18 protein-coding genes and 5 tRNA genes are annotated in these 18070 nt (G+C 64.5%); 17 read left to right on the top strand and 6 right to left on the bottom strand.

The window, feature by feature from the left end; all coding sequences use genetic code 11:
- Nucleotides 1-80 precede the first annotated feature (80 nt).
- From hscB to iscX, 4 genes are read left to right on the top strand one after another with little or no spacing between them, the layout of a single operon-like run.
- Nucleotides 81-611 carry a Fe-S protein assembly co-chaperone HscB gene (gene hscB / locus AWB78_RS15615; protein ID WP_062605700.1) on the top strand — a complete coding sequence of 177 codons (531 nt, stop codon included), beginning with the start codon at nucleotides 81-83 and terminating at the stop codon, nucleotides 609-611.
- A 37-nt stretch (nucleotides 612-648) separates the two neighbouring features.
- Nucleotides 649-2514 carry a Fe-S protein assembly chaperone HscA gene (gene hscA / locus AWB78_RS15610; protein ID WP_062605698.1) on the top strand — a complete coding sequence of 622 codons (1866 nt, stop codon included), beginning with the start codon at nucleotides 649-651 and terminating at the stop codon, nucleotides 2512-2514.
- Nucleotides 2515-2552: 38 nt separating this feature from the next.
- Nucleotides 2553-2894, top strand: a complete 342-nt coding sequence (gene fdx, locus AWB78_RS15605) for an ISC system 2Fe-2S type ferredoxin (RefSeq protein ID WP_062605696.1) — start codon at nucleotides 2553-2555, stop codon at nucleotides 2892-2894.
- A gap of 14 nt (nucleotides 2895-2908) precedes the next feature.
- Nucleotides 2909-3106: a Fe-S cluster assembly protein IscX gene (iscX, locus tag AWB78_RS15600; RefSeq protein ID WP_061169811.1), complete on the top strand. Its 198-nt coding sequence runs from the start codon at nucleotides 2909-2911 to the stop codon at nucleotides 3104-3106.
- Between the two features lie 231 nt (nucleotides 3107-3337).
- Here iscX and AWB78_RS15595 read toward each other — a convergent pair whose 3' ends face one another.
- Nucleotides 3338-4279 carry a patatin-like phospholipase family protein gene (locus tag AWB78_RS15595; RefSeq protein ID WP_096031792.1) on the bottom strand — a complete coding sequence of 314 codons (942 nt, stop codon included), beginning with the start codon at nucleotides 4277-4279 and terminating at the stop codon, nucleotides 3338-3340.
- A 194-nt stretch (nucleotides 4280-4473) separates the two neighbouring features.
- Here AWB78_RS15595 and gltX point away from each other — a divergent pair, with 194 nt between their 5' ends.
- From gltX to AWB78_RS15560, 7 genes are all read left to right on the top strand, one after another.
- Complete coding sequence (gltX, locus tag AWB78_RS15590) at nucleotides 4474-5883, top strand: glutamate--tRNA ligase (RefSeq protein ID WP_062605695.1); 1410 nt, start codon at nucleotides 4474-4476, stop codon at nucleotides 5881-5883.
- A gap of 148 nt (nucleotides 5884-6031) precedes the next feature.
- Nucleotides 6032-6107: transfer RNA gene (locus AWB78_RS15585), tRNA-Ala, on the top strand.
- A gap of 165 nt (nucleotides 6108-6272) precedes the next feature.
- A tRNA-Glu gene (locus AWB78_RS15580) sits at nucleotides 6273-6348 on the top strand.
- A gap of 71 nt (nucleotides 6349-6419) precedes the next feature.
- Nucleotides 6420-6496, top strand: a tRNA-Asp gene (locus AWB78_RS15575).
- A gap of 72 nt (nucleotides 6497-6568) precedes the next feature.
- Nucleotides 6569-6644 (top strand) — tRNA-Glu (locus AWB78_RS15570).
- A gap of 71 nt (nucleotides 6645-6715) precedes the next feature.
- Nucleotides 6716-6792, top strand: a tRNA-Asp gene (locus AWB78_RS15565).
- 166 nt (nucleotides 6793-6958) lie between these two features.
- Nucleotides 6959-7441 carry a GNAT family N-acetyltransferase gene (locus AWB78_RS15560; RefSeq protein ID WP_232477710.1) on the top strand — a complete coding sequence of 161 codons (483 nt, stop codon included), beginning with the start codon at nucleotides 6959-6961 and terminating at the stop codon, nucleotides 7439-7441.
- A 12-nt stretch (nucleotides 7442-7453) separates the two neighbouring features.
- On the opposite strand, the gene AWB78_RS15555 is transcribed toward AWB78_RS15560, so the two are convergent.
- Nucleotides 7454-8296 (bottom strand): AraC family transcriptional regulator, encoded by an 843-nt coding sequence (locus AWB78_RS15555; protein WP_062605691.1) that lies wholly within the window; start codon nucleotides 8294-8296, stop codon nucleotides 7454-7456.
- A 148-nt stretch (nucleotides 8297-8444) separates the two neighbouring features.
- Between AWB78_RS15555 and AWB78_RS15550 the strand changes: the two genes are divergently transcribed.
- The gene (locus tag AWB78_RS15550) at nucleotides 8445-8861 is read left to right on the top strand and encodes a gamma-glutamylcyclotransferase family protein (protein WP_062605689.1); all 417 of its coding nucleotides are present in this window, start codon (nucleotides 8445-8447) and stop codon (nucleotides 8859-8861) included.
- A gap of 112 nt (nucleotides 8862-8973) precedes the next feature.
- Here AWB78_RS15550 and AWB78_RS15545 read toward each other — a convergent pair whose 3' ends face one another.
- Both AWB78_RS15545 and AWB78_RS15540 read right to left on the bottom strand, forming a co-directional pair.
- Entirely contained in the window at nucleotides 8974-9216 is a 243-nt protein-coding gene (locus AWB78_RS15545; RefSeq protein ID WP_062605687.1) for a hypothetical protein, read from the bottom strand.
- Between the two features lie 257 nt (nucleotides 9217-9473).
- Nucleotides 9474-10109, bottom strand: a complete 636-nt coding sequence (locus AWB78_RS15540; RefSeq protein WP_062605684.1) for a YdcF family protein — start codon at nucleotides 10107-10109, stop codon at nucleotides 9474-9476.
- Nucleotides 10110-10469: 360 nt separating this feature from the next.
- On the opposite strand from AWB78_RS15540, the gene AWB78_RS15535 reads away from it, so the two are divergent.
- The gene (locus AWB78_RS15535) at nucleotides 10470-10781 is read left to right on the top strand and encodes a hypothetical protein (RefSeq protein WP_062605682.1); all 312 of its coding nucleotides are present in this window, start codon (nucleotides 10470-10472) and stop codon (nucleotides 10779-10781) included.
- Nucleotides 10782-11007: 226 nt separating this feature from the next.
- On the opposite strand, the gene AWB78_RS15530 is transcribed toward AWB78_RS15535, so the two are convergent.
- A complete protein-coding gene (locus AWB78_RS15530; protein ID WP_062605680.1) occupies nucleotides 11008-11268 on the bottom strand; it encodes a hypothetical protein in 261 nt (86 codons plus the stop codon).
- Between the two features lie 251 nt (nucleotides 11269-11519).
- Nucleotides 11520-11921, bottom strand: a complete 402-nt coding sequence (locus tag AWB78_RS15525) for a transposase (RefSeq protein WP_061138582.1) — start codon at nucleotides 11919-11921, stop codon at nucleotides 11520-11522.
- Between the two features lie 414 nt (nucleotides 11922-12335).
- On the opposite strand from AWB78_RS15525, the gene AWB78_RS15520 reads away from it, so the two are divergent.
- The 4 genes from AWB78_RS15520 to rluB all read left to right on the top strand — a co-directional run bounded on the left by AWB78_RS15520 (nucleotide 12336) and on the right by rluB (nucleotide 17864).
- On the top strand, nucleotides 12336-13238 hold the full coding sequence (locus AWB78_RS15520) for a LysR family transcriptional regulator (protein ID WP_062605750.1): 903 nt from the start codon (nucleotides 12336-12338) through the stop codon (nucleotides 13236-13238).
- A 73-nt stretch (nucleotides 13239-13311) separates the two neighbouring features.
- A complete protein-coding gene (locus AWB78_RS15515) occupies nucleotides 13312-14547 on the top strand; it encodes a pyridoxal phosphate-dependent aminotransferase (protein WP_062605677.1) in 1236 nt (411 codons plus the stop codon).
- Nucleotides 14548-14902: 355 nt separating this feature from the next.
- Nucleotides 14903-15847 (top strand): SMC-Scp complex subunit ScpB, encoded by a 945-nt coding sequence (gene scpB / locus AWB78_RS15510; protein WP_062605675.1) that lies wholly within the window; start codon nucleotides 14903-14905, stop codon nucleotides 15845-15847.
- Between the two features lie 130 nt (nucleotides 15848-15977).
- On the top strand, nucleotides 15978-17864 hold the full coding sequence (gene rluB / locus AWB78_RS15505) for a 23S rRNA pseudouridine(2605) synthase RluB (RefSeq protein ID WP_062605672.1): 1887 nt from the start codon (nucleotides 15978-15980) through the stop codon (nucleotides 17862-17864).
- Nucleotides 17865-18070: the final 206 nt, after the last annotated feature.

Genomic DNA, 18070 nt, shown 5'->3' with positions numbered 1-18070 from the left:
GCGTGACGCCGGCAGCATCGGCAAAAGAGGCGGCGCGTGCCGCCTTTTTCATTCGCGCAACCTGAAACCACATCATCGTCATGGCCTCGCTTACCGACAGTCACTTCGCTCTCTTCGATCTGCCGCAGACCTTCGCCGTCGATCAGCAGAAGCTCGACGACGCCTATCGCACCGTGCAGGCGCAAGTGCATCCCGACCGCTTCGCCGCCGCCGGCGACGCGCAGCGCCGTCTCGCGATGCAATGGGCGACGCACGCCAACGAGGCGTATCAGACGCTGCGCGATCCGCTGAAGCGTGCGCGCTACATGCTGTCGCAGCGCGGCATCGACGTCGGCGCGGAAAACAACACCGCGATGGAACCGGCTTTTCTGATGCAGCAGATGGAATGGCGCGAAAATATCGAGGATGCCGCGGACGCGAAGAATATCGGCGCGCTGGAAGCCTTGCTCGACGATCTGCGCGACGAAGAGCGCGTGCGCTTCACGAAGCTGGAGGCGCTGCTCGACAGCCGCTCGGATCAGGCCGCGAGCGAGGCGGTGCGCCAGTTGATGTTCATCGAGCGCGTGGCGCATGAGATCGGCGCGCAAATCGAACGGCTAGAGCACGCATAAAGACGAGCTCGCCGCACACAACCCCACAAGATCAACGATGGCTTTACTGCAAATCTCAGAACCCGGCATGGCGCCGGCGCCGCATCAAAGACGCGTGGCGGTCGGCATCGATCTCGGCACGACGAACTCGCTCGTCGCGGCCGTGCGCAGCAGCGTGCCCGAAGCGCTGCCCGACGAGGACGGCCACGTGCTGCTGCCGTCCGTTGTTCGCTATCTCGAGAAGGGTGGACGGCGCATCGGCCGCACCGCGAAGGAAGAGGCCGTCACCGATCCGCGCAACACGATCGTCTCGGTCAAGCGCTTCATGGGCCGCGGCAAGAGTGAAGTGGAGGGTGCGGAGAACGCGCCATACGACTTCATCGACGCGCCGGGCATGGTGCAGATCCGCACCATCGACGGCGTGAAGAGCCCGGTCGAAGTGTCGGCTGAAATTCTCGCGACGCTGCGCTATCGCGCGGAAGACACGCTCGGCGAGGACCTCGTCGGCGCGGTGATCACGGTGCCCGCGTATTTCGACGAAGCCCAGCGTCAGGCGACCAAGGACGCGGCGAAGCTCGCCGGCCTGAACGTGCTGCGGCTTCTGAACGAGCCGACCGCGGCCGCGATCGCCTACGGACTCGATAACGGCGCCGAAGGCTTGTTCGCCGTTTATGACCTGGGCGGCGGCACCTTCGACCTGTCCATTCTCAAGCTCACGAAAGGCGTCTTCGAAGTGCTCGCGGCGGGCGGCGATTCCGCGCTCGGCGGCGACGATTTCGATCACGCGCTGTATCGCCACGTGCTGGCGCAGGCGGGCGTCGCGCTCGATACGCCGGAAGACGTGCGCCTGATGCTCGACCGCGTGCGCACGGCGAAGGAAGCGCTGTCGTCCGCGCCTGAGACGCGCGTTCAGGCGACGTTGTCGACGGGCGTCGAAATCGATGTCGCCGTGACCGAAGCGCAGTTCGCCGAGCTGACGCAAGCGCTCGTCGCGCGCACGCTCACGCCGACGAAAAAGGCGCTGCGCGATGCGAAAGTGGCGCCGAAGGACATCAAGGGCGTCGTGCTGGTCGGCGGCGCGACGCGCATGCCGGTGATCCGCCGCGCGGTGGAGGCGTTCTTCGGCCAGCCGCCGCTCGTCAATCTCGATCCGGATCAGGTCGTCGCGCTCGGCGCCGCGATCCAGGCCGATCTGCTCGCCGGCAACCGTCGCGGCGAAGGCGACGACTGGCTGCTGCTCGATGTGATTCCGCTGTCGCTCGGCGTCGAGACGATGGGCGGCCTCACGGAAAAGATCATCCCGCGCAACTCGACGATCCCCACCGCGCGCGCGCAGGATTTCACGACCTTCAAGGACGGCCAGACCGCGATGGCGATCCACGTCGTCCAGGGCGAGCGCGAACTCGTGTCGGACTGCCGTTCGCTCGCGCGCTTCGAGTTGCGCGGCATTCCGCCGATGGCCGCGGGCGCGGCGCGCATTCGTGTGACCTATCAGGTCGATGCAGACGGGCTGCTTTCCGTGTTCGCACGCGAGCAGACGTCGGGCGTGGAGGCGTCGGTGGTGGTGAAGCCGTCGTACGGTCTCGCCGACGACGAAGTCGCGCGCATGCTCGAAGAGAGCTTCAAGACCGCGGACGTCGACATGCGGGCGCGTGCATTGCGCGAGGCGCAGGTCGAGGCCGAACGCCTCATTGAAGCGACGCATGCCGCGCTCGAAGCCGACGGCGAACTGCTCGACGACGAAGAGCGCGCGCAGATCCAGGCGCTCGTGGCGGAAGTGGCGGCGCTCGCGAACGGCGATTCGGTCGAGAAGATCGAAGACGCCACCAAGGCGCTCGCCGTGGGCACCGACGAATTCGCCGCGCGCCGCATGAACAAGAGCATTCGCCGCGCGCTCGCGGGCCGCAAGCTCGACGACGTCTGATTCATCGAACAATCAAGCATTTACGGAAGACCAGTCTCATGCCTCAAATCGTTGTGCTGCCTCACGTGGAACTCTGCCCGGACGGCGCGGTGATCGACGCCGACACCGGCAAGAGCATCTGCGACAATCTGCTGGACCACGGCATCGAGATCGAGCACGCCTGCGAGAAATCGTGTGCGTGCACGACCTGCCACGTCATCATCCGGGAGGGCTTCAACTCGCTCGAACCGTCCGAGGAGGACGAGGACGATCTGCTCGATAAAGCGTGGGGTCTCGAACCGACATCGCGGTTATCATGTCAGGCAATGGTGCCTGCCGACGAGGATCTGGTGGTCGAGATCCCCCGGTACTCCATCAATCACGCCAAAGAAAATCACTGACAGGAGGCTCGCCCATGAAGTGGACGGATACTCAGGACATCGCGATGGCACTCACCGACGCGCATCAGGATATCGATCCCCAATATGTGCGTTTCACTGACCTGCATCGCTGGGTGACGGAACTCGACGGCTTCGACGACGATCCGCAAAAATCCAACGAGAAGATTCTCGAGGCGATCCAGGCGGCGTGGATCGAGGACGCGGATTACTGATCCGGTCCTGCCTGCATTTTTCGTAGACGGCGGCTCATCGCGAGCCGCCGTTTTTGCTTTCGTCCGCCGGTTTCGAGCCGTCCGCAGCGTCTTATTTCAGACAGGTTGACGCCGCGCGCGTGATCATGCTTCGGATTGCCAACAAAATTTTTGCGTTGGATAACCCGATCGCGCAAAAGAACGAGGCCACGCAATACTGCGTGGCCTCGTCGCATTCAAAGCACAAAAAACTCAGACCCGCACGCCGCGTTCCGCCAGTTGACGCTGCAGCGTGGGCCACATCTTCGCGACCGCTTCCTCGCCGGCGAGGATCGACGCGTTGCGCTGGCTGAAATCGCTGCTGCTCATCGCGGCGAGATTCGGGCGGATCACCGCGTTCGCGTATTTGTCGAGCTCGTAGGCCTTGATCGTCTGGCCCATGATCGTGAAGGTCTGCATCAGCACATCGAACGAACTCGACGTGAGGCCGCTTTCCGGCCGCGCCGAGATATCGACCGCGATCACGAAGTCGGCGCCCATCTTGTGCGCGAATGCCGCGGGCACCGGACTCACGAGCCCGCCGTCGACATACTCGCGATCGCCGATTTTCACGGGCTCGAAGATCGACGGCACGCTGCACGACGCGCGCACCGCCACGCCGGTGTTGCCGCGCTGGAAGAGGATCGGCTGGCCGCTCCTGAGATCCGTGGCGACGATGCCGAGCGGCTTCGCCATTTTCTCGATCGGACGATTGTCGAGCGTCTTGTTCAGGTAGTTCTGCAGCGCGACGCCTTGCAGGATGCCGCGCGTGCGAAAGGGCATCGCCCAGTCGCTGATGGATGCTTCGTCCATCGTCAGCGCGAGCTTGTTGATCGCGATGCCGTTCATGCCCGACGCGTACAGCGCCGCGATCACCGAGCCCGCGCTCGTGCCCGCGACGAGATCGACGCGCACGTTGCGCGCCTCCAGCGCCTTGATCACGCCGATGTGCGCGAAGCCGCGCGCCGCGCCGCCGCCGAGCGCGAGGCCGATGCGAATCGGGCGTTGCGATTCCGTCTTCAGCGGCGAGCCGGCGGACGTGGAGGCGGTCTCGCCCGACACGCCGCCGCTCGTGCTGGTGCAGGCGGCAAGAATGGACGATGCGGCCGCGAGCGAAAACGCGCGGCGCGAAAGACGAGGTGACGATGAATTCAAGGTGTGCTCCGGCGATGCTGCGGGCCCCGCGCGGCCCGTCCGTGCGGGCATGTCGGGAGAGACGTAAAAAGCGCGCACATCATAAAACAAAAGGTTCGCGGAACGGCACAAAGCGGCCGGCGAGTATAATTTCGTCTCATTTTGAGCGGTCTTCGAGCGCGAAATCGCGCGCCGCCATTCATCGAGTAAATGCAATGACCACCCAAGTCCGTACACGCTTCGCACCGAGCCCGACCGGCTTCATCCATCTCGGCAACATCCGCTCCGCGCTCTATCCGTGGGCGTTCGCGCGCAAGATGAAGGGCACCTTCGTGTTGCGCATCGAGGACACCGATCTCGAGCGCTCCACCGATGCATCGGTCGACGCGATTCTCGAAGGCATGGCGTGGCTCGGCCTCGACTTCGACGAAGGCCCGTTCTATCAGATGCAGCGGATGGAACGCTATCGCGAGGTCGTCGCGCAGATGATGGAGAAGGACCTCGCGTACAACTGCTACATGTCCACGGAAGAGCTCGACGCGCTCCGCGAGCGTCAGCGCGCCGCCGGCGAAAAGCCGCGCTACGACGGCACATGGCGCCCCGAGCCCGGCAAGGTGCTGCCGCCGATTCCCGAAGGCGTGAAGCCGGTCGTGCGCTTTCGCAATCCGCTCTCGGGCGCGGTCGCGTGGGACGATGCCGTGAAAGGCCACATCGAAATCTCGAACGAGGAACTCGACGATCTCGTGATCGCGCGTCCGGACGGCACGCCGACCTATAACTTCTGCGTGGTCGTCGACGATCTCGACATGAAGATCACGCACGTCATTCGCGGCGACGACCACGTGAACAACACGCCGCGTCAGATCAACATCCTGCGCGCGCTGGGCGGCGAAGTGCCGGTGTACGCGCATCTGCCGACCGTGCTGAACGAGCAGGGCGAGAAGATGAGCAAGCGTCACGGCGCGATGAGCGTGACGGGCTATCGCGACAACGGCTACCTGCCCGAAGCCGTCGTCAACTATCTCGCGCGTCTCGGCTGGTCGCACGGCGATGCGGAGATCTTCTCGCGCGAGCAGTTCGTCGAATGGTTCGATCTCGAGCATCTCGGCAAGTCGCCCGCGCAGTACGACCACGACAAGCTCAACTGGCTGAACGCGCATTACATCAAGGAAGCGGACAACGGCCGGCTCGCGGAACTGACGAAGCCGTTCCTGCTGCAGGCGGGCGTCGATGCCGCGGCCGTCGACGGCGGCGCGCCGCTCGATCAGGTCATCGGGCTTCTGAAGGATCGCGCATCGACGATGAAGGAAATCGCCGATAACGCCGCGATGTTCTATCGCGAGCCCGTGATCGACCCGGAAGCGTTCGCGCAGCACGTCACCGATGCCGTGCGTCCGGCCATCGCGGACTTGCGGGCGGCGCTCGCGAATGTCGACTGGACCAAGGAAGCGATCGCGGCGACCCTCAAGGCCACGCTCGCGGCGCACAAGCTCAAGATGCCGCAGCTCGCGATGCCGGTGCGCCTGCTGGTCGCGGGCACGACGCATACGCCGTCGATCGACGCGGTGCTGAAGCTCTTCGGCCGCGATGCGGTGCTGCGTCGCCTGGAGAAGGCGGCGGGCTGAGCGCATAGGGAAGGGTGACGGGCAGCACGGCGGCGCGTCATCCTTTGCGCGTGATCGTGCGAAGCGAGGCAAAAAAATTTCGCTTCAGTCGTCAGATGGTATTTACAACTTCAAAAACGCCCTATACAATCTCGTTTCTGTTCTGCAAGGGGGTATAGCTCAGCTGGGAGAGCGCTTGCATGGCATGCAAGAGGTCAGCGGTTCGATCCCGCTTACCTCCACCAAAGAACAGTTGGAGTAGTGCGAAGCTTGTTCTCCGAACTATCGGAAGTCGCAAAAAATACTTCACAAGTTGCACAAAGTTGTATAGAATTTTGGTCTTCGCTGATCGGCGTCAAGTAAATGAGCTGATGAGCGAGGCGGTAGTAAAGACAGAATCACAAGTTTCTGTCCCCTTCGTCTAGAGGCCTAGGACATCACCCTTTCACGGTGAGTACAGGGGTTCGAATCCCCTAGGGGACGCCAGAACATCGGCGGCTGCTAGTAAAAAGCGCTGCAAGGTTTGTGGGTGACACCGCGAATCGATGAAAAGAAGTGGAGCGGTAGTTCAGTTGGTTAGAATACCGGCCTGTCACGCCGGGGGTCGCGGGTTCGAGCCCCGTCCGCTCCGCCAACGCTTGCGAGTACGAACACTCCGGCTAATGAGAGCCGGTTTTTTTTCGCCGCAGGTCGTGTAGAAGTTGAAGTCCCCTTCGTCTAGAGGCCTAGGACATCACCCTTTCACGGTGAGTACAGGGGTTCGAATCCCCTAGGGGACGCCAGAACATCGGCGGCTGCTAGTAGAAAGCGCTGCAAGGTTTGCGGGTGACACCGCGAATCGATGAAAAGAAGTGGAGCGGTAGTTCAGTTGGTTAGAATACCGGCCTGTCACGCCGGGGGTCGCGGGTTCGAGTCCCGTCCGCTCCGCCAAATCGTTGTGTGAAAAAATCCAGCCTCCGGGCTGGATTTTTTTTGCCTGTATCTTTCCCGCCGATCCCGTGCGATTCCCTTTCGTACACGTTCTATTTCTCGCCGCTCGTAGTATTGGCCATTGCCAGCCCGCGCGCACTGTCATAGTGTTTAGGCACTTGTTCTCGTGCCCAGCACCCGTGCGATGCTCGACCCGACCGAAGATCTCTCGCTCTACCAACTGCGCCAGGCGACCATGGCGGACTTCGCCTTCGCCGAAGCGCTCACGCACGACAACATGGTCGGCTATTACCGGCGTCACAACCTCGTCTGGCGCGGCGATCTTTTTCTCTCCAGTTGGCGCGAGTCCGAAAACTTCATCCTTCAGGCGGACGGCATGCCGATCGGCGTGATGCGCGTCACCGAGGAAGACAACTCGCTGCATATCCGCGATGTTCAGATCGCGCAGGGTTATCGCGGGCGCGGCGCGGGCACGTTCCTGCTCAACACCGCGCATCGATGGGCGAGGGCGCGCGGGCTTGCCGAATGCCAGTTGCGCGTGTTCGTCGATAATCCCGCGGCACGCCTCTACGTGCGCCTCGGCTACCGGCCGGCCGGCCCGCGGCTCGCGCAGCTCGGCGCCATCCGCCACATGGTTCGGCGGGTCTAGCGGCAATACGCCCTATACGCTGTCGGCATCGCGCGAATCGCGGTTGTCGCCGCCATCGCGCGCGAAGAAGGCGCGCGGACTTTCGCCGAACGCGCGGCGGAACATCGCGGAAAAGGCGCTCTGGCTTTGATATCCGAGTTCGCGCGCGACTTGCGCGAGCGGCCGGCCCTGGCTCAGCAGGGGAATCGCCCGCGCGAGCACGGCCTGCTGACGCCATTGCGAGAAGCTCACGCCGAGCTCGCGTCTGAAGAGCCGCGCGATGGTGCGCGTGCTCGCGCCTGCTTCCGACGACCAGCGTTCCAGATCCGAATGCGATGGATCGGCGAGCACGGCGTTGCACAGGGCACGCAGGCGCTTCTCGTTGGGCATCGGCACGGAGAGCGGCAGAGGTTGCGAGCGGATGATTTCATCGAGCGCGAGCGTGCCGAGCAGCCGTTCGCGTTGGCGGGAGATCGATTCTTCGTCGAGCGCGGCGATGACTTCCCGCAGCAGCGGCGACACCTCGACGACCCGGCACGCGTCCAGACCGGCCGGCACGACGCTCGCATCCACATACAGCGTGCGCAGGTAGGCGTCCTCGACAATCACGACTTCATGCGTGACATTGGGCGGCACCCAGATCGCCCGCGAGGGCGGCACCATCCAGGTCGAATCGGCGGTGGCGACGCGCAGCACGCCGCGCGACGTGTAGGCGACCTGCGCCCACGGATGAGTGTGCAACGCGATGCGCACGCCGTAGGGAACCGGGCGCGAGCGCACGCGAATCGGATGATCGAGCGTCGGCGAATGCTCGACGGGAATGTCGAGATGCTCGACTTCCTCATTCGGCGATCTCGATTCGACAAACGTAGCCATGCTCGCTCGGGTTGATGTGCCTCGGTGTGCGGTCCGCACCGGCAGCCACGCGCCGATGGTAGCGGAAACCGTGTGCCGGCACACCGCGATTTTTGCGCAGCGCATAATGCCGTCCATCACCTTGATGACAACAGGAGCGCTTTCTTCGATGCAATACGTTTTTGTCTACGGCACGCTGCGCGCGGGCGAGGTCAACGATATCAACCGCGCGGCTGCGCATCATGCCATGGCGACGCCGGTATGGGTCGGCGCGGCGCATGTCCAGGGGCGTCTGTTCGATTTCGGCAAGTATCCGGGCCTCGTGATCGACGACGAGGGCGCGCCGATCCGCGGCGACGTCTATCAGATCGACGACGCGCTCGTGCCGGTTCTCGATGAAATCGAGGAGGTTTATCCGGGTGTGGAAGGGTTATTCCGCTCGCATCGCCTGCACGTCGAGGTGGATGTCGAGGGAAGGAGGGATCGGATCGATTGTCTGATTTATCCTGTCGCGGCGGCGGCCGTCGACGGTTTGCCGCGCATCGAGAGCGGCGACTGGGTCTCGCATCGCGCGAGACGCGTGTAGCTCGGCGGGCGATTCAACGATCAAAAGCGTCCGCACCGCCTTTGGTCGATACGTCGACCAAAGGCGGCGTGATGGCCCCGTGCCTTACAGCACTTGTCTTAGAAGGCCGGCCTTACTGGCTCGAGCCGGACATCGGCTTGCTGTGCGATTTCTTGTGATGCGACGATTTGTGCGAAGGCTGTGCGGGCGCGCTCTGCATATTGGCCTGCTGCGTCTGCAGGTTCTGCGCGCGCGATTCGATGTCAGCGATCTTCGCGGGATCGGTGCTCATCGTCACGCCTTGGTCGCTCTGCGCGTAGGCGCCCGATGCGATCGCGCTGAGGGACAACAGAACAGCCAGGGACACTTTCTTCATTGTTACCTCCTAGTAGTATTTGGACCCGGGAATCGCCTGTCCGATCCGGTGAAACTACCCGTGAGCGTTAGCAAAAATCGCTCCCGCCGCTTCGCGGGCCGTCAGGCGCAAACCTCGTGCGTTTGACGGCCAGCCAGTTTGAATCATAAGCCCGGAATCGGACGGTGGTGTGTCGGACGTGCGACCGTATGACCAAATGTCACTGGCTAATTATTTCAGAGTGCTTAGCATCGTCTCATGGCCGCGCGACTCTCGGATCAGTAAAGACCCAGCCAGCGATAAACGTCGAAGCGCGCGAGTCCCACGAGTTCGTGCAGCGCGAGTTCGCTGTTCACGAAGCCCCGGATGCGCGGAAAGATCGTCGGGCGAATGTGGCGCACGTCCGATACGTAAGGCACCGGCGCATAGCCGAAGGCTTCGAAGGCGCGCAGCGAACGCCGCATGTGATACGCCGATGTGACAATGATCAAACGATTGTCATGTGCGGGGCCCAGAATGCCGGCTACGTTGCGCGCGTTCTGATACGTGTTGAGGCTCTTGTTCTCGCGCACGAGATCGCCCGGCGCGACGCCTTGCGCGAGCACGTATGGCGCGTAGTTGTCGGCTTCGGCCTGCCCGTGGTGCTGCGGATCGCCGCCGCTCAGAATCACCGTGCACGATGCGCCGGTTGCGCGGCACTGCCTATAGAGCGCCGCCGCGGCGGGGATGCGCGGCGCCGCATCGGATTTCGGCACGAGTCCCGAGCCGGTGCGGGCGGTACCGCCGCCCATCAGCACGATCGTCGTCCTGGGCGTGAACGCTGGTGTCTCGGTATGGCCATAGCCGCGCTGGGCAAGATCGAGCAGTGGATTCGCAAACCAGCCCGCGCCGACGGCCCATGCGAGCGCCGCCATGACAATCGCAATCTGCGTGCGGCGGCGTCGCCATAGCGCGAATAATGCAAAAAAAAGCAGCAATAAAGTGATTAGAACCAATTTGATTGGGGTAACGTATTGGTTTTAGGACAATTCGTTCTGCCATCGCGTGCATGGGAACGCATCGGCGGAGTTGCAGTAAAGCGCGTGATCAGCGCGCTCTCAACGGGGGCTTGTAATAGAAAGCAGCACCTAACGCAAGCGGCGGCCAAACATTCGACTGCGATTCACGCGATTCGCTTCGCAGACGAAATTCGGCGCGTCGCGTTTAGTCGACGTCGCGGACCGTCTTGCGACTGTCACGAGCGTCGTCATGGCTGCACAGGAAGAAAGAACGAGATGACCACGTATTCCAACGAAGTTGTACTCGAAGCACTTCGCCGAGCGCAGTACCGTCAGGTTCCCTGGGCCAAACGCCCCAACGTTTTCGATCTCCTGCGCGCGCTCGGATTGCTCGAACTCGCCCGACAGCGCACCGTGGCGCCCGCGCCCGGTTTCCACGCACCGGTCGATATCGCCGTGGTGACCGACCGGGGCAAGGATGAATTCACGCGGCTTTCGCGCGACGAGCGCTCCAGCGACTGGGATTTGCGCCGCGCTGAGCGTTATACGTTCGGTGGTCAGGAAGCGGTTCTGGAGGCGCGAGTCTAGGACCGCCGGGCACGCCCAGACGCGGTCGACGGTCGACGAACGGGTCGAGGGGGCGCTGTCGTCGATGAAAGCGTCCGACAGATTTCCCGCAGTCAAAAAAATGCCCGTATCACGAAGGATACGGGCAGACCGGATCTCACTGTTGCCACGCTGTGCTCATGGCATAGTCTGTGACTGACGCGCGCCGGAGTGGTTCCGCGCTAATACGATATGGCGCGAGAGAACATCAATGATGCTGCGGGCGCGCCTCCCGCTCCGAATCCGGACGTACACCGCGCACGTTGCTTGCGATATCGCCGCGCAAGTCGCCGCGCGGCGCCGGCGGCGTCGCCTCGTGATTGCTCCCGGCATTCTGCGATGCAGCCATCGACGCCTTCGTACTCACATGGAAATCGGATGACGGAGGCGGAGGCTGGGCCGGGCTCATCGCCGCGGTGCTCGTCAGCGCGACGAAGGCGCCATGGACGAGCAGAGTCGATGCCTTCATGATGAAATCCTCGAAGCCTCCAAGAGGCTTGTTCGATCATTCACCACGCTAAGCTTCGATCCGTCAAAGCGCTGTAAGGAATGGTAAAGAGTTGTTTCGCAGGCGCAACGAACGCAGCCGATGATCGGCTATAGGTCAGCAGGCACGGCGAGTCTGGAAGGGATGGAGGTCCGCGCAAGCCGCAGCCTGCGCGAGAGGTGAAATGTCTTACGGGAAGCCGTCGAGCCGGCTTCCCGTCGATGCGAACCGGCTCAGGCCATTTTGGCCGGCGCGCGCCACGATTCCGGGTTTGTCCAGAAGGCGCCGCGCAGACGATCGCGGCTCGGCGGCGCAGGCGGCTTCGCGGCGCTGGAACCGATGCGTCCGCGCAACGACACTTCGCGTCCGTTGCCGGACAGGCGCTTCACGATCTCGGCCAGCGTGCCATCCGCCTGCCATTCGTCGAAACGGCGACGGCAGGTCGGCGGCGACGGATAGCGTCCCGGCAGCTTCGACCAGCCTTCGCCCGTCGACAGCACCCATAAAACCGCGTTGACCACGGCCCGCGCTTCGACGCGCGGACGACCGCGCCGCTCGCTACGCGCCGGCTCGGAACAAAACAACGCCTCAACCAAGGCCCACTCGTTATCTCTTAAGTCGTCGAACAGCACCATATCTCACCTCAGCGAAGCTAACCCCGGTGCGCTGCCCCGCGCCGCGCACTCTGGTCGGAATCCGAAGAACGAATACCAGGGACAGGCCGGAGCAGATGCGGCGGACGATGTTCGATGTAACCGCGTATGGCTCCGACCTCTGTGCGCAATGAAATGCGAGAACCGTGCCATGCATGTCATCAAATCCGGGAGAGCCGCATGGCAGTAGGCTGACGCGATGCCAGCATGGCCCGTATGAGACCCGAATCGGACTGATTAAGAAATCGGGACAATCACCAATCCTGTGCAATAGGCCCATCTGGCGTGCGTTTCAGTAAATTGCTGCACCGCAGCGAAACGTACGTTCGCTCACGAGGTCAGCTATAATTTCGCATGAAACATGCATATTGATGAGCATTTTGAATGACTGCGCCATTGAACGTGACGTTGCGGCAACTGCGCGTCTTCATCGAAGTATCGAGGTTACGCAGCTTCAGCCGCGCGGGCGATGAAATCGGCCTCACGCAATCGGCTGTGAGCCGCTGCGTGCGCGAGCTCGAAGGCGAAATCGGCCTCAAGCTGATCGACCGGACGACGCGCGAAGTCCAGTTGACCGATGTAGGCGTGAATCTCGTCGGCACCGTGTCCCGCCTCCTGGCGGATCTGGACGAAGCGCTGCGCGAAGTGCGCGATCTCGGGCAGCAGCGCAGAGGGCGCGTGACCGTCGCGGCGAGCCCGACCGTCGCGTGCAGGCTGATGCCGCGTGTGATCGCGTCGTGCATGCGGCAGTTTCCGCTGATCACCCTGAGCCTGCGCGACGACGTGCAGTCCGATGTCGTTCGCAAGGTGAAGTCAGGAGAAGTCGACTTCGGCGTGGTGATCGGCCCGTTTTCGTCGGATGAACTGCATGGCGAGTCCGTGATGACCGACTCGTTCTGTCTCGTCGCGCGACGCGATCATGCGCTCGGGCGTGAATCCGCCGTGCCTTGGGAAGCGCTCGCGGGCGAGCGGCTCGTGATGCTCGATCATGCGTCCGGCAGCCGGCCGATCATCGATGCCGTGATGCAGGAGCATGGCGTCGAGGCGCAGGTGGTGCAGGAGCTCGGACACTCGGCGACCGTGTTCGGACTGGTCGAGGCCGGCGTGGGCGTGAGCGTGCTGCCGTGGCTCGCGCTGCCGTTGCCGGCGGATTCGTCGCTCGTCGCGCTGCCGCTCGAGCCGCGCGCCGAGCGCACCGTCGAAATCGTGCGGCGGCGCGATCGCTCGCTCTCGCCGGCGGCGGAATCGGTCTGGTCGCTGATCGCGTCGCTGCCGCAGCGTGCGGAAGACCTCGCCTGACCTCGCTTGCCGTCTCGGACAGGCGGCGCACGCGTTAGACTTCCTTTTTTAAGACAAGACGACGGGGCGCGGGATGAGTGAATCCGAAGGGGCGGTGGTCAGCGAACTGAGTCAACTGGCGGGCGCGCACGCATTCGGCGCTCCGAATGCGCGCGATGCCGTACGCGCGTTGAGGCCCTCGCAGATCCGCGAGGTGGCGAACGCGGGCTTCGGCGTCGCCGACGTGCTGCCGTTCTGGTTCGGCGAGTCCGACCGCGTGACGCCGCAGTTCATTCGCGATGCCGCTAGCCGCGCGCTCGCCGACGGCGCCACGTTCTACACGCACAATCTCGGCATCGCGCCGCTGCGCGAGTCGCTCGGCCGCTACGTGAGCGCGTTGCACGGCGCGACGACGCCCGGCCACATCGCGGTGACGAGCGCCGGCGTGAACGCGCTGATGCTCGCGGCGCAGCTCGTCGTCGGCGCGGGCGATCGCGTCGTCGCCGTGACGCCGCTCTGGCCGAACCTCGTCGAGATTCCGAAGATTCTCGGCGCGAGCGTCGAGACGGTTTCGCTGAGCTACGGCCCGCGCGGCTGGACGCTCGATCTCGAGCGCCTGCTCGCCGCGCTCACGCCCGGCACGCGCATGCTGATGATCAACTCGCCGAACAATCCGACCGGCTGGACGATGACGCGCGACCAGCAGCGCACCGTGCTCGAGCATTGCCGCCGTCACGGCATCTGGATCGTCGCGGACGAAGTCTACGAGCGCCTCTATTACGGCGATGGCGCGCATGTCGCGCCGTCGTTCCTCGATCTCGCCGCGCGCGACGAGCGCGTAATCGCGGTGAATTCGTTCTCGAAGGCGTGGCTCATGACCGGCTGGCGGCTCGGCTGGCTCGTCGCGCCCGCGCAATTGATGGACGATCTCGGCAAGCTCGTCGAGTACAACACGTCGTGCGCGCCGTCGTTCGTGCAGCAGGCGGGCGTCGTCGCGGTGGACGAGGGCGAGCGCTTCGCGCAGACGCTCGTCGCCGATCTGCGCGCGAGCCGCGATCATCTGGTGAAGGCCTTGCAGACGATCGACGGCGTCGACGTGCGCGCACCCGATGGCGCGATGTATCTGTTCTTCTCGCTGCCGGGCGCGGACAACAGCCTGGAGCTGTGCAAGTCGCTCGTGCGCGATGCCGGCCTCGGTCTCGCGCCGGGTAGCGCGTTCGGCGCGGAAGGCGAGGGTTTCGTGCGCTGGTGCTACGCGTGCGATCCGGCGCGCCTCGATGCGGGCGTCGAGCGTTTGCAGCGTTTCCTGGCGGCGCGCGGCGTCGCCTGAGCCGTGCCGACGGACGCCGGCCGCGCAGGGCCGGCGTCGAGTGAGTCCAGGCGAGGATGAAGCGATCACCTTTACGCCCCGGTTCTTTTTGCGTAATATGGCGCTCAGTCACGCGCTTTCGCCTAGGAAAGCGCCACCTCGTCCGGCTGGGATGGCCCGGCGATTCGCTCACCGATCGCCCGATATCGCCTCTCCCCGGTGCGTGCTCCCAATCAATATGACCGATTACAATCGGGCGAGCGCGTCTTGAAACTCCGCGTCCAGCTTTATCGTTCGCACCATTTTGGTCGCGTTCGGTCCTGCGCAAGCCTGATTTGAATTGAATCATTGACCATACAGGGTTGACCGAAGCTGCATGAATACCCAAGAGGCGAAGATCGTCCTCGAGACTGCTTTGATTTGCGCGCAGGAACCGCTGAGGCTGAATGAATTGCGCAAGCTGTTCGCCGACGACATCTCGGCGGACACCGTTCGCACATTGCTCGAAGCGCTCAAGGCCGACTGGTCGGGGCGCGGCGTGGAACTGGTGGCGCTCGCCTCGGGTTGGCGCTTCCAGAGCAAGCCGGCGATGCGGACCTATCTCGATCGGCTGCACCCGGAGAAACCGCCCAGATATTCGCGGGCCGTGCTCGAAACGCTGGCGATCATTGCCTATCGGCAGCCGGTTACGCGGGGCGACATCGAAGAGATTCGCGGTGTGACGGTGAACACGCAGGTCGTGAAGCAACTGGAGGACCGTGGCTGGATCGAGGTGATCGGTCATCGCGACGTGCCGGGCCGCCCCGCGCTGTATGCGACGACAAAGCAGTTCCTCGACGACCTCGGCCTGACCGCGCTCGACGAGCTGCCTGCGCTTGACAATCCGTCGGCGCAACTCGAGGCGTCGCTGCTCGCGCAGCATTCGATCGAATTCCCCGACAGCGTGGCTGGTAACGCTCAGCCGTCCGGCGCGCAGGCACTGGAAACATCGGAGGCGCCGGGCGACGGGGAACACGATGTCACCGCACCGGTCAACGCCACTGAGGCGGCGGAATCGGCGCAAACCGAAGCATCAGGCAGCGATGAGAGCGCGGCCGGCGTTTCGGCGGAGCAAGAGCAGGCAGAAGAACAGCAGGAAAAGCTCGGAACGGAACATGCGGATGCGCAGGCTGAGCGCGTCGCATCGCCCGCCGGGATTCACGCGCAGCCGTTGAGCACCGCGCCGGCGCCGATGCCGCGTGAAGAGGAAGAAAACGCGAGTCCATCGAACGACGACGAACTGGACGACGACTCCGAAGAACCGAAGGCGCGACGCGCCTGACGCAAATTGCATGGCCCCTGATCGGGCAACCGGCTCTCCATAAAGATCACTTCGAGACGACGAGCCGGACTGATCAGCGGATTTTTAGACGCGCCTGCGACGGGCGCGCGATTCGACATTTGAGGTTGTTTTGACACACTCCCACGACAGCGATTCGCCTGAATCCGCGCGCCCCGTGCACGCCGCGGACGCACCTGAGTCGGCCGACGCCGGCGAAAGCACGCGCACCGACCGCGCCGATGAGGGCGGCGAGGGCGACGACCGTCCGCGCCGCGGACTGCGCCGCGGGCCGCGCAGCCTGATCGCACGGCGACGCGCTGTCGCGAAGACCAAGGGCGCCGAAGGCGCTCCGGGCGCGCCGGGCGCCGTGAACGAAACGCCGCCGGACGGCGTGGTCGTCGCGCAGGTGCGCACGCCGCGCAAGGATCCGGGCGCCAAGCCGCGCAAGAGCGAAGGGGCGAGTCCGCGAGGCCGCAAGAACGCGCGCGCCGAAGCCGGCGAAGCCGTCGTCGAGGCACCGACGGATGAAGCGGCCGCTCAGGCCGCCGCGCCCGCGCCGCGCGAAGGCGGCCGGCGCAAGAATCCGCCGCAGCAAAAGCGCGGCAAACGCAACGACGCGGGTCCCGCGACGGTCGAGAGCGCGGCCGCTGCCGCCGTCGACGATGTCTTCGCCTACGTCACGTCACCCGCGTTCGACGCCGACAACGGCGCCGCCGGCGTGCGCGCACCGATGCTGCGCCGGGGCCGCAACGCCCCGCAGCAAAAGCGCGTGCTGGAGCCGGACGAGGACGCGCCGAAGCTGCACAAAGTGCTCGCCGACGCGGGCATGGGCTCGCGCCGCGACATGGAAGAGCTGATCATTGCCGGCCGCGTGTCGGTGAACGGCGAGCCCGCGCACATCGGGCAGCGCATCATGCCGACCGATCAGGTGCGCATCAACGGCAAGCCGGTCAAGCGCAAGCTCGCGAGCAAGCCGCCGCGCATCCTGCTCTATCACAAACCGACGGGCGAGATCGTCAGCCACGCGGACCCGGAAGGCCGTCCGTCCGTGTTCGACAAGCTGCCGTCGATGAAAACGGCCAAGTGGCTCGCGGTCGGTCGTCTCGACTTCAACACCGAAGGGCTGCTGCTGCTCACGACCTCGGGCGATCTGGCGAACCGCTTCATGCATCCGCGCTACAGCGTCGAGCGTGAATACGCGGTGCGTGTCGTCGGGCAGTTGTCGGAAGCGATGAAGCAGAAGCTTCTGAAGGGCGTCGAACTCGATGACGGTCCCGCGAACTTCCTGCGCATCCAGGACGGCGGCGGCGAAGGCACGAACCACTGGTATCACGTCGCGCTGGCCGAAGGCCGCAATCGCGAAGTGCGCCGGATGTTCGAGGCGGCGGGCCTCATGGTCAGCCGCCTGATCCGCACGCGTCACGGTCCGATCGCGCTGCCGCGCGGCCTCAAGCGCGGTCGCTGGGAAGAGCTCGAAGACAATCAGGTGCGCAGTCTGATGGCGTCGGTCGGCCTGAAGCTGCCGACGGCCGAGAAGGGCGGCCGCAGTTCCGCGCCGCGCGTGCAGCCCGATCCGATGCAGACATCGATGGGCTTCATCACGCGCGAGCCGGTACTGAGCTCGCATTCGCGCATGACCCAGCAGACGCCTGGACGAGGCGGACGACGCGGCCAGGCGGGCGGTATGCCCGGCGCGTTCGGGTTCGGCGGTATGGGCGGCCTCGGCGGCAATACCGGTGCGGGCAACGCGGGCGGCATGGGCCGTCGCGGCGGCCGCGAGCCGAACGGCAACCGTATCGGCAACGAACCGAACGGCAATCGCGGGACCGGCGGCCGGCCGGCTCCGCGCGGTGCTCGCCCGCAAGGCGGACCGCAGGGCGCGGGCGGCGCGGGCAAGCGCGCCGCCGGCGGCAACCCGCAGCGCGGCGGCAATCGCCAGGGTGGCGCGCAGCAGGGCGCGGGGCAGGGTAAAGCAGGCGCCGGCCGGGGCCCGCGCAATCGCTCGCGCGGCCGCTGATGCGCGAAGCGTAAAAAAGTGCGCAATCGCCGCCGCGAAGCGCGATCGGGCAAGGCATCGATGCCCCGGCCGCTTCCGGCGACGAAAAAGCGTGCGCTGCAATTTTCAGCACGACCGATACGAATCGACGTGAAAGTAGCCGCAACGGGCCCGAAAGGGCGCGTTACGTTTGCGTTTATCCTGAAAAATGGCTAAAATCATGGAGT

The sequence above is a fragment of the Caballeronia calidae genome (assembly GCF_900044055.2).
In the GTDB taxonomy this organism is placed as follows: domain Bacteria; phylum Pseudomonadota; class Gammaproteobacteria; order Burkholderiales; family Burkholderiaceae; genus Caballeronia; species Caballeronia calidae.
This window is presented reverse-complemented; position numbering and strand designations above follow the sequence as displayed.

Excerpts from the sequence above, each read along its gene's own strand:
- fdx (WP_062605696.1), top strand. The coding sequence starts at position 2,553 with ATGCCTCAAATCGTTGTGCTGCCTCACGTGGAACTCTGCCCGGACGGC.
- AWB78_RS15555 (WP_062605691.1), bottom strand. The coding sequence starts at position 8,296 with ATGGCTACGTTTGTCGAATCGAGATCGCCGAATGAGGAAGTCGAGCAT.
- AWB78_RS15535 (WP_062605682.1), top strand. The coding sequence starts at position 10,470 with ATGACCACGTATTCCAACGAAGTTGTACTCGAAGCACTTCGCCGAGCG.
- iscX (WP_061169811.1), top strand. The coding sequence starts at position 2,909 with ATGAAGTGGACGGATACTCAGGACATCGCGATGGCACTCACCGACGCG.
- AWB78_RS15540 (WP_062605684.1), bottom strand. The coding sequence starts at position 10,109 with ATGGCGGCGCTCGCATGGGCCGTCGGCGCGGGCTGGTTTGCGAATCCA.
- AWB78_RS15550 (WP_062605689.1), top strand. The coding sequence starts at position 8,445 with ATGCAATACGTTTTTGTCTACGGCACGCTGCGCGCGGGCGAGGTCAAC.
- hscB (WP_062605700.1), top strand. The coding sequence starts at position 81 with ATGGCCTCGCTTACCGACAGTCACTTCGCTCTCTTCGATCTGCCGCAG.
- scpB (WP_062605675.1), top strand. The coding sequence starts at position 14,903 with ATGAATACCCAAGAGGCGAAGATCGTCCTCGAGACTGCTTTGATTTGC.
- gltX (WP_062605695.1), top strand. The coding sequence starts at position 4,474 with ATGACCACCCAAGTCCGTACACGCTTCGCACCGAGCCCGACCGGCTTC.
- hscA (WP_062605698.1), top strand. The coding sequence starts at position 649 with ATGGCTTTACTGCAAATCTCAGAACCCGGCATGGCGCCGGCGCCGCAT.
- AWB78_RS15545 (WP_062605687.1), bottom strand. The coding sequence starts at position 9,216 with ATGAAGAAAGTGTCCCTGGCTGTTCTGTTGTCCCTCAGCGCGATCGCA.
- AWB78_RS15515 (WP_062605677.1), top strand. The coding sequence starts at position 13,312 with ATGAGTGAATCCGAAGGGGCGGTGGTCAGCGAACTGAGTCAACTGGCG.
- AWB78_RS15530 (WP_062605680.1), bottom strand. The coding sequence starts at position 11,268 with ATGAAGGCATCGACTCTGCTCGTCCATGGCGCCTTCGTCGCGCTGACG.
- AWB78_RS15525 (WP_061138582.1), bottom strand. The coding sequence starts at position 11,921 with ATGGTGCTGTTCGACGACTTAAGAGATAACGAGTGGGCCTTGGTTGAG.